Genomic DNA, 16,082 nt, shown 5'->3' with positions numbered 1-16,082 from the left:
CCGTAACGGGATCCGGCGCGCGCCGAGGCACGCGCCGGTTTTCGTTTAGCGGCGCACCGGCGCCTGGGCGCGGGTCAGGTGCAGCGAGCTGACGCCGGCTGCAAGGTTGAGGCCGGTCTGGGCGCTCACCGACAGCGGCTGCAGGGCGATGCTGTTTTCGCCGCCACCGACGAGGACGTTGGCGCCGAGGCCTACGCCGACGGTCGCCTGAGCGGTCGCGCCCGTGTAGCGGCCCGAGAGGTCGCCATGGCGGCGCGTCGGCTCGAACACGTTCCAGACAATCACGCTGTTGCGGGTGACGCCGACGTCGAGCCCGACTCGGTCGATGCGGCCCTTGTAGAATTCCGTGGTGCCGCGGCGGGAGCGATACTCGCACTCGACATTGCGGCGCGAGCCGAAGATCAGGCCGACGCCGGCCGAGACGTGACAGGTCAGCACGCCGGTCTTGACGGCGGCCTGGGCGGTCGTGGCCATCGGGAGCGCGGCCGCAACGGAGACAACGGCGGCGACAAGCGCCTTATGCAGATTCGACATAGTCGACCTCGTGGAATTTGTTTGGGCATGGCTCATGCGAAGGGTCATGAGTCGCCCTCCTTCTACACGCGAAGCGTGCGAATTGGCATTCCCAAAACTGCAAAATTCGTTGATGGACGCTGGGTCAGGCGGTCGCCAGCTGGGGTGCGCGCCTGCGGCGACCGATCATCAGCGACAGGAGCGCGGCGACGATGCCGGTCGCGCCGGCGATGATGAAGGCGTCGAGATAGTTGCCCTGGGCCGTGCGCATGTATCCCGCGAAATAGGCGGCCGAGGCGGCGCCCAGCTGATGGCCGGCGGCGATCCAGCCGAAGACGATCGGGGCCTTTCGGTCGCCGAAGGCTTCGTTGGCGAGCTTCACGGTCGGTGGAACGGTGGCGATCCAGTCGAGGCCGTAGAACACCGCGAAGATCGACAGGCTGTAGACGTTGAAATCCGTGAAGGGCAGGAACATCAGCGACAGTCCGCGCAGCCCGTAATAGACGAACAGCAGCTTGCGCGGGTCGAAGCGATCGGTCAGCCAGCCGGAAGCGGTGGTGCCGAAGAGGTCGAATAACCCCATCATGGCGAGAAGGCTGGCCGCCTGGACCTCGGGCATGCCCATGTCGCCGCAGAAGGCGATCATGTGCGTGCCGACCAGCCCGTTGGTGGTGAAGCCGCAGATGAAGAAGGTCGCGAACAGGTACCAGAACGTCTTGGTGCGGGCGGCCTCGAACAGCGCGTTGAAGGCATTGGCGAGCGCGCTGCCCTGCGGGCCGGCCGGGGCCGGGTCGCCTTCCGCCGCGCCAAAGGGACGCTGGCCGATATCCTGCGGCCGCTCCGGCACGAAGAAATAGGCGATCGGCACGAGGACGGCGGAGACGACCGCGACGGTGATGACGACGGCCTGCCAGCCGCCCCATTGCGCCAGCGCCGCCATGCCGGGCAGGAAGATCAGCGTGCCCGTCGCCGTGCTGGCTGTCAGCAGGCCCATCATCAGGCCGCGATTGGTGACGAACCAGCGGTTCACCACGGTGGCCCCAAGCACCATCGCGACGGAGCCGGAGGCGACGCCGGAGAGCACGCCCCAGGTGGCGACATATTGCCAGGGCGCCGACATGAAGACGCTGATGCCGGTCGACAGCGACATCAGGATCAGCGCACCGATCAGCGTGCGGCGGATGCCGAAGCTCTGCATCAGCGCGGCGGCGAACGGGCCGGTCAGGCCATAGAGGAAGATGCCGATGGCCGCCGCGAGAGAGATCGTCTCGCGGCTCCAGCCGAAGGCGGATTCGATCGGCAGCATCATGACGCCCGGGGCGGCGCGGAGACCGGCGCCGGCGAGCAGGCAGACGAAGATCACGCCGGCGACGACGAAGGCATAGTTCTGGCCAAAGGGCCGACGGCGGACCATATTCATGTTACTGACCGTTCCGTTTCGGATTGATGCATGATACGTACCGTTCAGTTACATCGTCAAGCGGCTCGGGAGACGAAGTTTTGGAAAGCAGCGGCGATCGACCCGCAGCGAAGGCCAGCAAGGGGAGGGCGGACGCGCCGCCGCGCGCCGCGGACCGGATCCGCGCGACCGTACGCGAACTGTTCTACCGCCAGGGCATCCGTGCCGTCGGCATCGAGGAGATCGTGGAGCGGGCCGGCGTCACGAAGCCGAGCCTGTATCGCAATTTCGCGTCCAAGGACGAGCTTGCCGCCGCCTATATGCGGGATTACGACACGGAATTCTGGGGCCGCTATGACGCTGCGGTATCCAAGCATCCGGGCGATCCGCGCGCGCAGATCATGGCTTATCTGAGCGCGATCAGCGTCCGGGCGCAGAGCGCCGATTATCGCGGCTGCGGCATGACCAACGCTGCCGTCGAATTCCCCGACAGGAACAATCCTGCGCGGCTGGTGGCGGTCGGGAACAAGCACGAGCTTCGCCGCCGGCTTACCGAACTCGCGCGCCAGCTCGGCGTAAGGGAGCCGGAGGTGCTCGGCGACGGCCTGCTTTTGCTGGTCGAGGGGGCCTATGTCTCCGGCCAGCTCTTCGGCGAAGGCGGGCCGGCGCGCTCGATCGCGATCGCCGCCGGGTTGATGATCGACGCCAGCCTGAAAACGTAGCCCCTTCCGGAGATTGATCACGAGAGTTGAACACTGCGTGCTTTGTTGTGCATCTTCTGGGTAAAGGCGGCCGGGACTACCTTCCGATCAACACGCAAAGGATAGTCCGATGTCGCTTCCCACCTTCTTCCTGTCGCATGGCTCGCCGATGTTGGCGCTGACGGATACGCCGGCCCATCGGTTCCTGCAGAATTTCGCCTCGACGATTGCGCGTCCCCGCGCGGTGCTTGTCGTCTCGGCCCATTTCGAGACGGAGCAGCCGACCGTCGTTGCCGATCCGCATCCCGAAATGATCTATGATTTCCGCGGTTTCCCGCGGCCACTTTACGAGATCAACTATCCGGCGCCGGGCGATGCCGCCGTCGCCGCCGAAGTGGCGGACGAACTGCGCGCCGCCGGCCTGCCGGTCGACGTCGCGCCGAAGCGCGGCTTCGATCACGGCACCTGGATCCCGCTGTCGCTGGTCTGGCCGGATGCCGACGTGCCGCTGGTGCAGCTGTCAATCCAGCCGCATCGCGACGCGGCCCATCATCTGGCGCTCGGCCGGGCGATTGCGGCGCTGCGCGAGCAGGACGTGCTGGTGATCGGCACCGGCGCGGCGACGCATAATCTGCGCGTCCTCTTCCGCAATCCGGGCGGCATGCCGGCCGTCGATGCCGAGCCGGTCGCCTGGGCGCGCGAATTCGCAGACTGGGTTGCCGACACGGCGGCGGCGGGCGATGCCGACGCGCTGGTCGATTATCGCGCCCGGGCGCCGCATGCTGTGATGGCGCATCCCGAGGACGATCATTTCATGCCCTTCTTCGTCGCGCTCGGCGCGGCGGGCGAGGGCGCGAAGGGCGAGCGCATCCACAATTCCTACGAATATTCTGCGCTCTCGATGGACATGTATCGCTTCGGCTAGATGTCGGGGCAGGGCGGCCGGCCGGAGTTTTTCGGCCCGCCGTCGACTTCCCGTTGCCGCCGCAAGGGCGGCGCGGTAAAGGCAGAACATGACCCGCCCCGACACGCTCCGCATCGCTCTTGCCCAGATCAATCCGATTGTCGGCGACATCGCCGGCAATCTCGCGAAGGCCCGCGCCGCGCGCGCGACGGCGGCGTCCGGCCAGGCCGACGTCGTCATGTTCAGCGAACTGTTCCTGTCGGCCTATTCGCCGGAAGACCTGGTGCTGAAGCCGGCCTTCCAGGAGGCCTGCCGCGCCGCCTGCGAGGCGATCGCCGCCGATACCGCCGATGGCGGCCCGGCCGTGCTGATCGGCCTGCCCTGGGCCCAGGACGGCGAGCTCTACAACGCCTATGCGCTTTGCGACAACGGCCGGATCGAGGCGGTCCGCTTCAAGGTCGACCTGCCGAACTACGGCGTCTTCGACGAGAAGCGCGTGTTCACGCCGGGACCGCATCCGGGACCGATCGTGCTGCGCGGCGTCAGGGTCGGCGTGCCGATCTGCGAGGATATCTGGGGGCCGGATCCGGTCGAGTGCATCGCCGAGACCGGCGGCGAGATCCTTCTGGTGCCGAACGGTTCGCCGTTCCGCCGCCGCGTCATGGACCAGCGCTTCAACGTCGCCGTCGCGCGCGTCAAGGAATCCGGCCTGCCGCTCGTCTACCTGAACCAGGTCGGCGGCCAGGACGAGCTCGTCTTCGACGGCGCCTCCTTCGTGCTCAACGCCGACGGCTCGCTCGCCGTGCAGCTGCCGGCCTTCCGCGAGACGGTCGAGTTCGTCGACTTCGCCAGGGACGAGGGCGGCTGGCGCTGCATCGAAGGGCCGAAGGCGCGGGTGGAAGAGGGCGACGAGGCCGATTATCTCGCCTGCGTCGTCGGCTTGCGCGACTATGTCGGCAAGAACGGTTTCCCGGGCGTCGTGCTCGGTCTTTCCGGCGGCATCGATTCGGCGCTGGTGGCGGCGATCGCCGTCGACGCGCTCGGCGCGAAGCGCGTCCACTGCGTGATGCTGCCCTACCGCTACACCTCGCAGGACAGCCTGGTCGACGCCAAGGCCTGCGCCGAGAAGCTCGGCGTGCGCTACGACATCGTGCCGATCGCCGAGCCGGTCGAGGGCTTCATGCACGCGCTGGCGCCGATGTTCGCCGGCAAGGCAGCCGACATCACCGAGGAAAACCTGCAGTCGCGCGCGCGCGGCACCATCCTGATGGCGATCTCGAACAAGTTCGGCGCCATGGTGGTGACGACGGGCAACAAGTCGGAAATGTCGGTCGGCTACGCCACGCTCTATGGCGACATGAATGGCGGCTTCAATCCGATCAAGGACCTCTACAAGACGCAGGTCTTCCGCATCTCGCATTTCCGCAACGCCAACCTGCCGGAAGGCTGCCTCGGGCCTTCGGGCGAGGTGATCCCGGAGCGGATCATCACCAAGCCGCCGACGGCCGAGCTGCGCGAGAACCAGACCGACCAGGATTCGCTGCCGCCCTATGACGTGCTCGACGATATCCTCGAGAGCCTCGTCGAGGGCGAGATGCGGGTTGGCGACGTGATCGCCCGCGGCCATGACGAGGCCACGGTGAAGCGCGTCGAGCATCTGCTCGCGATTGCCGAGTACAAGCGGCGCCAGGCGGCGCCGGGCGTGAAGATCAGCCGCCGCAACTTTGGCCGCGACCGCCGCTACCCGATCACCAACAAGTTTCGCGACCGCGCCTGAACCGGGCGCGGAGCGGTTCCCCGCCGCTGCCGAATCTCGTTGCATCGCCCAAAAGAAAAGGCCCTCCGAATGGAGGGCCTTTCTGTTTTCGGACAGCTGGATCAGCCGTGGACGTTATCCGGCGGGATCGGCACGTAGCCGGCGGTCGAGGCCGGCTCGGGATCGGGACGGGCGCCGCCCTTGGAATCGTAGACCGCGACCGGATCCGGCGTGGAATTGCCGAGGACCTTGACCTTGGTGCCGATCGGGGCTCGGCTGTAGAGGTCGATGATGTCGTGGTTCATCATGCGGATGCAGCCGGACGAGAGCGACTTGCCGATCGACCAGGGCTGCGTCGTGCCGTGGATGCGGTAGAGCGTGTCGACCTTGCCCTGATAGAGATAGAGCGCGCGGGCGCCGAGCGGATTGCCGGGGCCGCCGGGCATGCCGTCCGGCCACTTCGCGGCTTCCGGGTCGCGCGCCATCATCTCCTTGGGCGGATGCCACTTGGGCCACTGCTGCTTGGCCTGGATGGTTGCATCGCCCGACCAGGCGAAGCCCTGGCGGCCGACGCCGACGCCGTAGCGCAGCGCGCTTCCGTTTTCGAAGACGAGGTAGAGGAAGTGGTTGTAGGGGTCGACGACGATCGTGCCCGGTTCGGCATTGATCTCGGACGGCAGGTTGACGACCTGGCGGTAGAAGCGCGGGTTGATCTTGGTCAGGTCGATCGCGCTGACGGGGAACGGCTCGTCGGTGATCGGGCCGTACATCGACGCAAAACCCTGGTCGATGACCGGGGCATTGCCCATGCCGCCCGCGCTCGCCACGGGGCCGCCCGGCTGCGAGGTCTGGCAGGCAGCAAGCACCACTGGCAAGCCGATCATGAACGTCCGGCGGCTGAGCTTACCCGCCGTCTTGAGAGGCTTCGTCTCGTTCAAAGCCTGTTCCTTTTCATCATCATGCTGGGGGGGAACCCAATTAAAACCGGAACGCCTTGACAAGGCGCGCCCGAACCCGATCGTCTCGATTGGTCCGAACCCGCCCACGCCCTGGCGGCGCGATCCAATAAGAATGATATTTGTTCTTACTGGTTACTTTCGCGTTTTGCCGCAATGACAATTTGGCCACACAGATTGCCAATCCGAGAGGGCTTGCCGCCCCTGCGTGGTCTCGCTCGTTCTTGTCTGAGGCCGAGATTGGCCGAAACCAAGGCGCGTTAAGCATGTTTTGGCTCCAAAGGTTGAGAAGCCGGACACTGTTGCTTAAATGACGCGGGCATTCGCCCTCCGCATTCCTGTGCTCTGCGCATGAATCGGCTATCAGGGGCGGGTCATTGCCTCGGAGCCTTCATGCGCTGGTCGCCCCAACAGGAAAATGCGCTCTCCGCCGTATCCAGCTGGCTGCGGCGCGGAGACAGCCCGATCTTTCGCCTGTTCGGCTATGCCGGAACGGGCAAGACGACGCTCGCCCGTCATATCGCCGAAGGCATCGACGGCGACGTCGCCTTTGCGGCCTTCACCGGCAAGGCGGCGCATGTGTTGCGCTCCAAGGGCTGCGAGGGCGCCGGCACGATTCACAGCCTGATATACCGGCCGCGCGCCAATGATGACGACGACGAGCAGCCGACCTTCGCGATCAACCATGACAGCGCTGCGTCCAAGGCCGATCTGATCATCATCGACGAATGCTCGATGGTGGACGAGGAGCTCGGCCGCGACCTGCTTTCCTTCGGCACGCCGGTGCTGGTGCTCGGCGATCCGGCGCAGTTGCCGCCGGTCAAGGGCGGTGGCTACTTCACCGAGTCCGAGCCGGACCAGATGCTGACCGAGGTGCATCGCCAGGCGCAGGACAATCCGATCATCCGCCTTTCGATGGCGGTGCGGGCCGGCGAACCGGTCGAATATGGCGAACACGGCGAAAGCCGCGTCATCTCGCGCCGCGAAATCGACGCGGCGCAGATCCTCGCCGCCGATCAGGTCCTCGTCGGCACCAACAAGACGCGCCGGCTCTACAACCAGCGCATCCGCGAACTGAAGGGCCTGCTGAGCCCGATGCCGGCGGTCGGCGACAAGCTCGTCTGCCTGCGCAACGACAAGCAGAAGGGCCTCCTGAACGGCGGCACCTGGGTGGTCTCGGAGCTGGCGGCGCCGCGCAAGAGCCTGCTGCGCCTCGCCGTGAAGCCGGAAGAGGACGCCACCGGCAAGGCGGTCAAGGTGTCGGTCCATCCGAACTTCTTCGAGAATGGCGGCGAGGACCTGCCTTATGCGCAGCGCCGCAACTCGGACGAGTTCGACTATGGCTACGCGCTCACCGTGCACAAGTCGCAGGGCTCGCAATGGGACAATCTCGTCCTCTTCGACGAGAGCTACGCCTTTCGCGAGCATCGCGACCGCTGGCTCTACACCGGCCTGACCCGCGCCGCCAAGCGCATCACCATCGTCCGCTAGCCGCTCGTTGCAGCGGTCGGCGGCGCACGCTAAAGCGTTCGCTATGACCAGCCCATCCGTGACCAGCCCATCCGTTATCGTCCGCTTCGCGCCGTCGCCGACTGGCTACCTGCATATCGGCAACGCGCGGCCCGCCCTGTTCAACTGGCTGTTCGCCCTGAAGGCGGGCGGGCGGTTCATCCTGCGGCTCGACGATACGGATCGAGAGCGCTCCAGGGAGGAGTTCGCCGAGGCGATCCAGCGCGATCTCAACTGGCTCGGCATCCTGCCGCACCAGTTCGAGCGCCAGTCGCTGCGCACGGACGCCTATGACGCGGTTGTCGTGCGGCTCAAGGCCGCCGGCCGCCTCTATGCCTGCTACGAGACCGCGGATGAACTGGACCGCAAGCGCAAGCGCCAGGCCGCGCGCGGCTTGCCGCCGGTCTATGACCGTGCCGCGCTGAAGCTGACCGATGCGGACAGGGCGAAGCTGGAAGCCGAGGGCCGCCGGCCGCATTGGCGCTTCAAGCTCGACGAGACGGTCGGCCATGTGACCTGGGACGATCTGGTTCGCGGACCGCAGACGGTCGATATCGGCTCGCTGTCCGATCCGGTGCTGATCCGCGAGGACGGCACCTATCTCTACACGCTGCCTTCCGTCGTCGATGACGCGGACATGGGTGTCACGCACATCATCCGCGGCGACGATCACGTCACCAATACCGGCGTGCAGCTGCAGCTGTTCGAGGCGCTGGGTGCGCCCCTGCCGGTCTTCGGCCATCACAACACCCTGACGACCGCGAGCGGCGAGGGGCTCTCGAAGCGCACCGGCGCGCTCTCGCTGGGATCGCTGCGCGAGGCGGGCTATGAGCCGATGGCGGTCAATTCGCTCGCCGTGCTGATCGGCACCTCGGTCTCCGTCGAGCCGGTCGCCGATCTGCCGACGCTCGCCGGTCTCGTTGATCTCTCGATGGTTTCGAAGGCGCCGGCCAAGTTCGATCCGGCCGATCTCGACGGCCTCAACGCCAAGCTGCTTCACGCGAAGCCCTATGCCGAGATCGCCGATCGGCTGCAGGCGCTCGGCGTCGGCGGCGGCGAGGATTTCTGGAGCGCCGTGCGCGGCAACCTCGTTCGCCTCAAGGACGCGGTGGAATGGTGGACGGTGGTCACCGGCCCCGTCGCGGCGCATGTCGTGGCGGATGCCGAGGAAGCCGCTTTCCTGGCAGCGGCGCGCGAGGCGCTGCCGTCGGGACCGTTCGACGGCCAGAGCTGGAAGGCTTGGACCGACGCGGTCAAGGCTGCGACCGGTCGCAAGGGCAGGGCGCTGTTCATGCCGCTGCGCCAGGTTCTGACGGGCCTCGATCATGGCCCGGAACTGGCGGCGATGCTGCCGCTGATCGGCCGTGAGCGGGCCCTGGCCCGCCTCGATGCGGCGCTCGCCACCTGAATAGGAACGAGGCCGGCAAAGCCGGCCTCGATGATCGTCTTTGGAACTGTCTCGCGGACGGTCAGGCCAGTCCGCGCGCCAATGCCGTCGCCGCGCCCGGCGCGGCCGGCAGTTGCGGCAAAAGCAGCGCGTTCAGTACGTGATAGGCGTCCGGGCGACCCGGCCAGACGGAGCCGGCCTCGGAGAGGTCGGCGGCGAGTTGGTGCTTCCAGGTGCCGCGCTCCTGCTCTACGAAATATCGCGCGGCGTGGTCCCAGAGCTTGCGGTACCAATGCTCGTAGAGCGCGTCGCCCGTCACCGCGCCGAGAAGGGCGGCGGCGGCGATGCCTTCGCAAAGTGCCCAGTGCATCCGGACGTCGGTGACGACGGCGCCTTCGAAATCCGTCGTGTAGACGAAGCCGTCATGGCCATCGACCGACCAGCCGAAGGTGATGGCGTGGTTGAACAGCGCCGTCGCGGCCTCGCGCAGCCAGGCCGGCGGCGAGGCGAGCGACGCCTCGATATGCACCAGCAGGCGTGACCACTCCAGCCAATGGCCGACCGTCGAGCCATAGGGCCGGAACGGATGGGCGCGGTCGTCGGTGTTGTATTCGGGGCGCGGGTTCCACTGCGTGTCGAAATGCTCGGGCAGGAACCAGTTGCGCTCGCGTGCGGCGTGGTTGATCAGCCGGTCGGCCATGGACAGGGCCCGGTCGTACCAGACAGCGTCGCCCGACGTATCGCCGGCAGCGAGGCAGGCCTCGACCAGGTGCATGTTGGAGTTGGCGCCGCGATAGTCCTCGGAGTCGGTGAAGTCCCACGCGAAGGATTCGCGCGACATGCCGGCTTCCTCGTCCCAGAAATGCTTCAGGAACACGGCGACGGCGCTGTCGAAGAGCTCGCGTCCGCCCGGCCGGCCGGCTTCCGTCGCCGACGCGCCGGCGAGCAGGACGAAGGCATGGTCATACGCCGCCTTGCGGCCGGCGATCGGACCGCCGGCCGGCTCCAGCGCCGAGAACCAGCCGCCATTCGCGCGGTCGTGAAAGTCGTTGGTAATCGCTGCGATGCCGTGGTCGATCAGGTGGGCCGTGCCCGGAATGCCACGCATATAGGCGAGGGCGGCGACATGGGTCAGGCGGCAATTGAGATAGAGCTCGCGCGGGCGCGTCAGGTCGGCGGTGCCGTCTTCCAGCAGATAGCCGAAGCCGCCGGCTTCCAGCCGGGAGCCCTGGACGAAGCGGACCAGACGGTTGATCTGGTCGTCCAGCCAGGCGCGATGCGTCGGCAGCCCGAGCCAGGGCGGCGTGGTGATGAGGGTCATTGGCGTCTGCTCCCGTCCTGTCCATGCCGCTCCGCCTTGCTGGCGGTCGGGCAATCGTTATCTGGCGCGCCGCCCGTGCGCACCCCAGGGGCGCGAGCGTCGGCGAACGCGGCGTAGTTGAACACTGAGTCGATGCGGCCGTCCATCATGCCGCGCAGGGGGGCATGCCCATCCTTCATCGCCGGAGAACCAGCAGGATCGGTCCTACTGGGCGGCGTAGAAATAGGAGGGGCCGACCCGGCGCAAGACGCCGGCCTGGCGCGGCGGCGCGAGGTTGGCGACCGGTGTTTCGACGCTGGCCGTGCCGAGGGAATCGGGGTCCAGTCCACCGGCGCGGTTGGCGAGCGTCTCGGGATCCTCGCCGGTCGGCGGAGCCGTGCCCGGCACGGGCGGCATCGGCTCAGAAAGCGCGGTCTCGGTGGCGAGCGTCGATGCGCTGTAGCCGCCGGTGAACGCCGCGACCGAGGACGGGCTGCCGCAGGTGCAGCCCGGATTGAAGCTGGTGCGGTAGGCGAAAGCGGTCGGCAGCGCGCTATAGGGGGTCTCGTCCGTCGTCGAGCGCGCGTCGCCGCTGTTCTGGCCCGGATTGCGGTGGGCGTAGAGGGCGACATTGGTGCCGGGGCACATCTGCTGGCAGACCTGCTCGTCGGTGGCGAAATTCGAGCGGCGCGTCGAGAAGCTGATCGGGAAGTAATAGCCGTCGCAGGTGCGGACGCAGAGCGTGCGATAGCTGCCGCCGCCGAAGCCGCGCTCGGTCTCGCCGGAGCTGTAGCCTGGATCGCGCTCGGCGACCGCCGGGACGCGCGCCACCTGCTGGGTGTCGTAGACGCGGTTTTCCGGGTTGAACAGGCGCTCGAGGAAGTTGCGCGGCCGCTGCTGGGCATAGGCGGCGTATTGCGGGCCGCAATCGTTCAGGGCGAGCTGCTGCAGGATGTCCGAGCGCTGGCGGGCACTGGCGTTGGGATCGAAGGCCGAGGCGCTGCGGCGCTGCTCCAGCCGGTTGAGATTCGCCTGTATGGCGTTGATCCGCTTCAGGATGCCGCTGCATTGCGGCGCGGCGGACGTCGACTTGAACATCAGGAAGCCGCCCTTGCAGCCGGCGCGCCGCGCTTCGGCGTTGGCGGCGTTGAGAGCGGCGCGCTGCTGGTTGATGGCGTTGTCCTGGCTGGCGGCCTTGCCCGCGCTCGCGCCCTGGCTGCGCTGCAGCGAGGCGAGGCGACCCTCCAGTCGCGTGCAGACGCTAGACGCCGCTTCGGCCGTTGCGGCGCCCGCGAGGAGGATCATGGCCGTTGCCAAGATTCGCGAAAACACACTCTCGATACGCATGGAACTGGCCCTTGGTCGCGTGCGCTGTGCCGGTCTGCCCCTCGTTCCAAGGGCAAGACGCCATAGCACGGATGCGTCGGACGGTCATCACCATGGCCGCGCTTTTGCCACAAAGACGAGCCGGCGGTCGGCATCTGCAACAAGGCTGATGGCTGATATCAGGATCTTTGGTTGGCTATTCGGCGCGGGTTGTGACTAGGTGGCGCGCTGGTGGCGCGGGCGATACCGCGTCCCTTCACCACGAGAGAATCCGCATCATGACCGCGCGTGCGCAGGCCCCGGCGGGGGCCGACAGAACCCACCCCTGGCTGGCCGAGATCCGGGCGACGATCCTGCTGTCGCTGCCGCTGATCCTGACAAACCTGGCGCAGACGGTCATCACCGCCACCGATGTGGTCATCCTCGGCTGGGTCGACGCGCGGCATCTGGCGGCGAGCGCGCTGGCGACGAATCTCTATTTCGCGCTGTTGATCTTCGGCATCGGCCTCGTTTCGGCCGTGTCGCCCATGGTGGCGCGCGAACGCGGGAGGAATCGCCATGCCGTGCGCGAGGTCCGACGCACCGTGCGGCAGGGACTCTGGGCGTCGGTCGTCCTCGCCATACCGTTCTGGATCCTGCTCTGGCACACGGAGGAACTGCTGCTCTGGCTCCGCCAGGACGCCGAACTCGCGCATCTCGCCGCCACCTACATGCGCGGCATGCAGTGGGCGCTACTGCCCTTCCTCTGGTATCTGGTGCTGCGCTCCTTCATCGCCGCGCTGGAGCGGCCCTTCTGGTCGCTCGTCGTCGGCATGGCCGGCGTCGCCTTCAACGCGTTGATCGTCTGGGCGCTGGTGTTCGGCCATTTCGGCCTGCCGAAGCTCGGCATGTTCGGCGCCGGCATCGGCAGCACGCTCTCGGCCACCGTGATGTTCCTCGGCATGGCGCTGGTCTGCACCCGCGACCGGACGTTCCGGCGCTATCGCGTCTTCGGCCGCTTCTGGCGGGCCGACTGGCCGCGCTTCCTGGCGCTCTGGCGGCTCGGCCTGCCCATGGCCGTCGCCGTTGCGCTCGAGGTCTCCGTCTTCAATGCGGCCGTGTTCCTGATGGGCCTGATCAGTCCCGTCGCCGTGGCTGCGCATGCGATCGCGATCCAGATCGCCGCGCTCTGCTTCATGGTGCCGCTCGGATTCTCACAGGCCGTCACCGTCCGCGTCGGCATCGCCTATGGCGCCGGCGACGCGGACGCCATCCGCCGCGCCGGCTGGACGCCCTTCATCCTGGGCGTCAGCTTCATGGCCTGCACGGCGCTGACGATGCTGGCGATTCCCGAGACCCTGATCGGCGTGTTCCTCGATCGCACGGATCCCTCGAATGCCGAGGTGATCGCGCTCGCTGTCTCCTTCCTCGGCATCGCCGCCCTGTTCCAGGTGTTCGATGGCGCCCAGGCGATCGCCGGCGGCATGCTGCGCGGCATGCACGACGCCCGCGTGCCGATGATCTATGCGGCGCTCGGTTTCTGGGGCGTCGGCCTCACGTCGAGCGTGCTGCTCGGCTTCTGGGCGGGGCTCGGCGGCATCGGTATATGGATCGGCCTTGCCACCGGGCTCGCCGTCGTGTCGGGGCTGCTGCTGGCGCGCTGGCTGCGGCGCGAACGGCTCGGCCTCCTGCGCGGCGGCTCCGAGCCGATCGTGATGGCGCATTGATTTCCGCGTGCCGCCGCGACGGGGCTCGTTGCGGCGGCACGCCTACCTATATTGGGCGCACTGTCTTGTCTCGGAGAGCAATATGCGCCTTGGATCCGTCCTCACCGCCGTCGCCCTGACCGCCGCTGCCATGCTGGCCTCCGCCGGGCCTGCGCTGGCCGATGGTCCAGACCTGATCTTCAAGGAATCGACGACCTTCAAATGGGTGACGCCGAACGACAAGATCGCGGTCTACGGCGTCGACGACCCCGACATTGACGGCGTCGCCTGCCATTTCGCCGCGCCGGAACGCGGCGGCGTGTCGGGCATGTTTGGCCTTGCTGAGGAGACGTCGGACGTCTCGCTCGCCTGCCGACAGGTCGGTCCGATCAGCTTCAAGGACAAGATCGACCAGGGCGACGAGATGTTCCGCCAGCGGCGCTCGATCTGGTTCAAGAAGATGCAGATCGTGCGCGGCTGCGACACCAAGCGCAACGTGCTGGTCTATCTCGTCTATTCCGACAAGCTGGTCGACGGCAGCCCGAAGAACTCGATCTCCAGCGTGCCGATCATGCCCTGGGGCGACAAGCCGGCGCCGAGATGCGCCGATTTCGTCAAGTAGCGCGCAGCCGTCAGGGCGCCAGAGCGCGCTCCGACGCCGCGTTTTGACCGACAAGCCTTGCCGGAAGCCGCGCAAGGCTCTAACCGGATGATCAGTATTCTATTCGGAGTCATCTCGCATGAACGCCATCGTCCGCCAGCCCGATCCGAAGAAGCTGATCAAGGGCGCGACCGGGGACTGGGAAATCGTGATCGGCATGGAAGTCCATGCCCAGGTCCTGTCGAATTCGAAGCTCTTCTCCGGCGCTTCGACCGAATTCGGCGGCGCGCCGAACTCCCATGTCAGCCTGGTCGACGCGGCGATGCCGGGCATGCTGCCCGTGATCAACGAGGAGTGCGTCGCGCAGGCGGTGCGCACCGGCCTCGGCCTCAACGCGCAGATCAACACCTACAGCGTCTTCGACCGGAAGAACTATTTCTATCCGGACCTGCCGCAGGGCTACCAGATCTCGCAGTTCAAGCAGCCGATCGTCGGCGAGGGCGAGATCGTCATCGACCTCGACGGCGGCGAGACGGTCACGGTCGGTATCGAGCGCCTGCACCTGGAGCAGGACGCCGGCAAGTCGCTGCACGACCAGCACCCGACCATGAGCTTCGTCGACCTGAACCGCTCGGGCGTCGCGCTCATGGAGATCGTCTCGAAGCCGGACCTGCGCTCGGCCGACGAGGCCAAGGCGTACCTCACCAAGCTTCGCACCATCGTGCGCTATCTCGGCACCTGCGACGGCAACATGGACGAAGGCTCGATGCGCGCCGACGTCAACGTTTCGGTTCGCCGCCCGGGCGAGCCGCTTGGCACGCGCTGCGAGATCAAGAACGTCAACTCGATCCGTTTCGTCGGCCAGGCCGTCGATTACGAGGCGCGCCGCCAGATCGGCATCCTCGAGGATGGCGGTTCGATCAACCAGGAAACCCGCCTGTTCGACGCGAACAAGGGCGAGACCCGGTCGATGCGCTCCAAGGAAGAGGCGCACGATTACCGCTATTTCCCGGACCCCGACCTGCTGCCGCTCGAACTGGAGCCGGCCTGGATCGACGGGCTGAAGGCGGCGCTGCCGGAGCTCCCCGACGTCAAGAAGGCGCGCTTCGTCAACGAGCTCGGCCTCTCGGCCTATGACGCCGGCGTGCTCGTGCTCGAGCGCGAGACGGCGGACTATTTCGAGGCCGTCGCCAAGGGGCGCGACGCCAAGGCCGCCGCCAACTGGGTTACCCAGGAACTGGCGGCGCGGCTGAACAAGGACGGCAAGGACATCGCGTCGAGCCCGGTCTCGGCCGAGCAGCTCGGCGCCATCATCGACCTGATCGGCGACAACACCATTTCCGGCAAGATCGCCAAGGACCTGTTCGAGATCGTCTGGAACGAGGGCGGCGACCCGAAGACCGTCGTCGAGGCGCGTGGCCTGAAGCAGGTGACGGATACCGGCGCGATCGAGAAGGTCGTCGATGACATCATCGCCGCCAACCCGGAGAAGGTCGAGCAGGCCAAGGCCAAGCCGACGCTCGCCGGATGGTTCGTCGGCCAGATCATGAAGGCCTCTGGCGGCAAGGCGAACCCGCAGGTCGTCAACGACATCCTGAAGAAGAAGCTCGGGATCGAATAGGGCGGCCGGGTCTCGGATCCATCGAAATCCGCGCTATGGTCGCCCTCGACGTTCCAGCAACCGTCGAGAGGGCGACCATGACGAGGATTGTGCGGAAGACACAGGCGAGCGCCACCGGTGCAACAGCGCTGGGGGCTCTTGCGATCGGCGCGGCGGCGATCGGCGCGATCGCCTTCGGCGCCATGGCGATCGGTCGCTTGCGGATCCTGGAAGCCCGCATCGACAGGCTGACAGTCGGCAGGCTCACCGTCGAGCATCTCGACATCCGCGACCCGGGGCGCTGACGCTTCGGCGAGCCCGCATTCCGCGAAGGGCAGGGCCGCTGGCGTGCGCCGGCTTCCAACCTTGGTTTGTAAGCCTTGCCTTACTGCCGCGGGAAACCCAAATTAGGGGATGCGACCTGTCGTTCGCCGCTTGGTGATCG

Annotated in this window: 14 protein-coding genes; 9 read left to right on the top strand and 5 right to left on the bottom strand. The window is 67.0% G+C overall.

Annotation, left to right across the window (positions count from 1 at the left end; genetic code table 11):
• Positions 1-45: 45 nt before the first annotated feature.
• Positions 46-534, bottom strand: a complete 489-nt coding sequence (locus OSH07_RS08020; RefSeq protein WP_266338088.1) for a DUF992 domain-containing protein — start codon at positions 532-534, stop codon at positions 46-48.
• Between the two features lie 124 nt (positions 535-658).
• Positions 659-1,933, bottom strand: coding sequence for an MFS transporter (locus OSH07_RS08015; protein ID WP_266338087.1), 1,275 nt, complete (start codon positions 1,931-1,933; stop codon positions 659-661).
• 23 nt (positions 1,934-1,956) lie between these two features.
• Here OSH07_RS08015 and OSH07_RS08010 point away from each other — a divergent pair, with 23 nt between their 5' ends.
• From OSH07_RS08010 to OSH07_RS08000, 3 genes are all read left to right on the top strand, one after another.
• The gene (locus OSH07_RS08010) at positions 1,957-2,634 is read left to right on the top strand and encodes a TetR/AcrR family transcriptional regulator (RefSeq protein ID WP_420909606.1); all 678 of its coding nucleotides are present in this window, start codon (positions 1,957-1,959) and stop codon (positions 2,632-2,634) included.
• A gap of 109 nt (positions 2,635-2,743) precedes the next feature.
• A complete protein-coding gene (locus OSH07_RS08005; protein WP_266338086.1) occupies positions 2,744-3,538 on the top strand; it encodes a DODA-type extradiol aromatic ring-opening family dioxygenase in 795 nt (264 codons plus the stop codon).
• Positions 3,539-3,626: 88 nt separating this feature from the next.
• Complete coding sequence (locus tag OSH07_RS08000; RefSeq protein ID WP_266338085.1) at positions 3,627-5,294, top strand: NAD+ synthase; 1,668 nt, start codon at positions 3,627-3,629, stop codon at positions 5,292-5,294.
• Positions 5,295-5,395: 101 nt separating this feature from the next.
• Here OSH07_RS08000 and OSH07_RS07995 read toward each other — a convergent pair whose 3' ends face one another.
• The gene (locus OSH07_RS07995; RefSeq protein ID WP_266338084.1) at positions 5,396-6,211 is read right to left on the bottom strand and encodes a L,D-transpeptidase; all 816 of its coding nucleotides are present in this window, start codon (positions 6,209-6,211) and stop codon (positions 5,396-5,398) included.
• A 411-nt stretch (positions 6,212-6,622) separates the two neighbouring features.
• On the opposite strand from OSH07_RS07995, the gene OSH07_RS07990 reads away from it, so the two are divergent.
• Entirely contained in the window at positions 6,623-7,720 is a 1,098-nt protein-coding gene (locus OSH07_RS07990; protein WP_266338083.1) for an ATP-dependent DNA helicase, read from the top strand.
• A gap of 43 nt (positions 7,721-7,763) precedes the next feature.
• Positions 7,764-9,146 (top strand): glutamate--tRNA ligase, encoded by a 1,383-nt coding sequence (gene gltX, locus OSH07_RS07985; RefSeq protein WP_266338082.1) that lies wholly within the window; start codon positions 7,764-7,766, stop codon positions 9,144-9,146.
• 61 nt (positions 9,147-9,207) lie between these two features.
• Here gltX and OSH07_RS07980 read toward each other — a convergent pair whose 3' ends face one another.
• Positions 9,208-10,446, bottom strand: a complete 1,239-nt coding sequence (locus tag OSH07_RS07980) for an AGE family epimerase/isomerase (RefSeq protein ID WP_266338081.1) — start codon at positions 10,444-10,446, stop codon at positions 9,208-9,210.
• Between the two features lie 204 nt (positions 10,447-10,650).
• Positions 10,651-11,730, bottom strand: a complete 1,080-nt coding sequence (locus OSH07_RS07975) for a DUF2865 domain-containing protein (protein WP_266338080.1) — start codon at positions 11,728-11,730, stop codon at positions 10,651-10,653.
• A gap of 290 nt (positions 11,731-12,020) precedes the next feature.
• Here OSH07_RS07975 and OSH07_RS07970 point away from each other — a divergent pair, with 290 nt between their 5' ends.
• The 4 genes from OSH07_RS07970 to OSH07_RS07955 all read left to right on the top strand — a co-directional run bounded on the left by OSH07_RS07970 (position 12,021) and on the right by OSH07_RS07955 (position 15,942).
• A complete protein-coding gene (locus OSH07_RS07970; protein ID WP_420909612.1) occupies positions 12,021-13,457 on the top strand; it encodes an MATE family efflux transporter in 1,437 nt (478 codons plus the stop codon).
• An 82-nt stretch (positions 13,458-13,539) separates the two neighbouring features.
• A complete protein-coding gene (locus tag OSH07_RS07965) occupies positions 13,540-14,058 on the top strand; it encodes a CreA family protein (protein ID WP_266338078.1) in 519 nt (172 codons plus the stop codon).
• A gap of 118 nt (positions 14,059-14,176) precedes the next feature.
• Positions 14,177-15,658, top strand: coding sequence for an Asp-tRNA(Asn)/Glu-tRNA(Gln) amidotransferase subunit GatB (gatB, locus tag OSH07_RS07960; RefSeq protein ID WP_266338077.1), 1,482 nt, complete (start codon positions 14,177-14,179; stop codon positions 15,656-15,658).
• 35 nt (positions 15,659-15,693) lie between these two features.
• On the top strand, positions 15,694-15,942 hold the full coding sequence (locus OSH07_RS07955) for a hypothetical protein (protein WP_266338076.1): 249 nt from the start codon (positions 15,694-15,696) through the stop codon (positions 15,940-15,942).
• Positions 15,943-16,082: the final 140 nt, after the last annotated feature.

The organism is Kaistia nematophila (genome assembly GCF_026343855.1).
Classification (GTDB): domain Bacteria; phylum Pseudomonadota; class Alphaproteobacteria; order Rhizobiales; family Kaistiaceae; genus Kaistia; species Kaistia nematophila.
This window is presented reverse-complemented; position numbering and strand designations above follow the sequence as displayed.